This window comes from Arthrobacter sp. HMWF013 (genome assembly GCF_003061105.1).
Taxonomy (GTDB): Bacteria; Actinomycetota; Actinomycetes; order Actinomycetales; family Micrococcaceae; genus Arthrobacter.
The window spans coordinates 1-1,612 of record NZ_QAIQ01000290.1 but is presented as its reverse complement, the minus strand read 5'-3'; the positions used below and the strand labels follow the sequence as shown (position 1 = coordinate 1,612).

2 protein-coding genes are annotated in these 1,612 nt (G+C 64.1%); both read left to right on the top strand.

The genetic code is table 11. The annotated features are described in order from the left end of the window. Window positions 1-699: alpha/beta hydrolase (locus DBR22_RS11235; RefSeq protein WP_108599085.1), on the top strand; the 699-nt coding region annotated here is incomplete at its 5' end. A 136-nt stretch (window positions 700-835) separates the two neighbouring features. Further along, window positions 836-1,561, top strand: coding sequence for a FadR/GntR family transcriptional regulator (locus tag DBR22_RS11230; RefSeq protein ID WP_375134952.1), 726 nt, complete (start codon window positions 836-838; stop codon window positions 1,559-1,561). The last annotated feature ends 51 nt before the right edge of the window (window positions 1,562-1,612 follow it).

Genomic DNA, 1,612 nt, shown 5'->3' with positions numbered 1-1,612 from the left:
ATCCATGGCGGTTACTGGCGTTCGCAGTACGGGGCCGAGTTGGGGGAGCCCCTCGCCAGGGACCTGGCCGCGCACGGCATGGCCGCCTGGAACCTTGAATACCGCCGGGCCGGAAACGGCGGCGGCTGGCCGAATACCTTCGCGGATGTTCTCGCCGGCATCGACAAACTTGGCGATCTGGCGGCCCCGCACGCCTTGAACCTTGGCCCCGTTGTGGCGCTGGGGCATTCGGCCGGCGGGCATCTGGCTGCCTGGGCAGCGGGCAGGGGCAAACTCGCCCAGCTCGGAATGCCTGATGTTGACCGCCAGCTCCTGCGGACATCTGATGGCTCGACGGTGCATCTTACCGGTGTGGTCAGCCAGTCGGGCCTGCTCAACCTCGCCGGGGCGGAGCAGCTGAACCTCAGCAATGGTGCGGTGAGCAACCTGCTGGGCGGATCGTCGTCGAAATATCCGCTCCGCTACAAATACACGGACCCTATGACCTCCCTTCCGCTGCCTGTGCCGGTCTATGCCGTTCATGGGTCCGATGACGATACCGTTCCGCTGAGCCAATCCGAGTCGTACGTCAACGCCGCTGCGGAAGCCAAAATGACTGCGAAACTGGTCATGGTCCCCGGCGACCATTACGCCCTCATCGATCCAAAAATGCCTGCTTACCGGACGTGCCGCGAGCTGGTCCGGACGCTTCTGGGTTAGATTCGGTCTCGCGGGGGTAAGGACAGCTCCAAATTGGTACGTCATTCTTAGACATTGGACATCCCATCTCCTGTACTCTTGAGTGGTAACCAGTCGCGACCCTTTATGCGCGGCAAAGGAGGAGACCTACGTGGCCATCGCATCGCAAGAAGTATCGCCCGCACGCTTCAGCGCGCAGCTCCGTTCGCATGCCCTGCAGACACGGATCATGGACCTGATTCTGGACCGGGGGCTGGACGTCGGTGACGCACTTCCCACGGAAAGCGAGCTCTCGGCCGAGCTGGGCGTGGGACGCAACACCGTCCGCGAATCCCTGAAAGTGCTCCAGGCGCTGGGAGTCATCGAGATCCGGCACGGCTTCGGCATGTTCGTGGCGCCCAACAACTTCAGCGCCCTGGTCTCCGGCCTGACCTTCCGCGGCCGGCTGTCCCTCCGGCACAAGGGCGAGGAGGCCATGGAACTCATCGACGTCCGGCAGGCCCTCGAATCGGGGCTGATCGGATCGGCCATTGACCTGCTCACCGAGGAGCATCTGGCTGACCTGCGCACCACCATGGAAGCGATGGAAGCCGCGGCCCGCAAGGGGGAACCCCTCTATGAGCACGACGCCGAGTTCCACCGCAGGCTGTACGCGCCCCTGAACAACGAGCTGCTGATCAACCTCATGGACGTCTTTTGGCAGGTCTACCGCAAGATCCACCTGGCCCTCGGTACCGGCCCGGTCAATCTCGAGCAGCAGACGCAGGACCACTGGGAAATCTTCGAGGCCGTGGCCAACAAGGACAAGGCCCTCGCGTCCGAACGCCTGCAGCGCCACTTTGACGGGATCCGGCTGAAGCTCAAGGACGTCGCGGCCGCTTAGCCGGCACCTGCCTCACCACCCGCTCCCACGCCCGGCGGCCCCGGGCGTGAT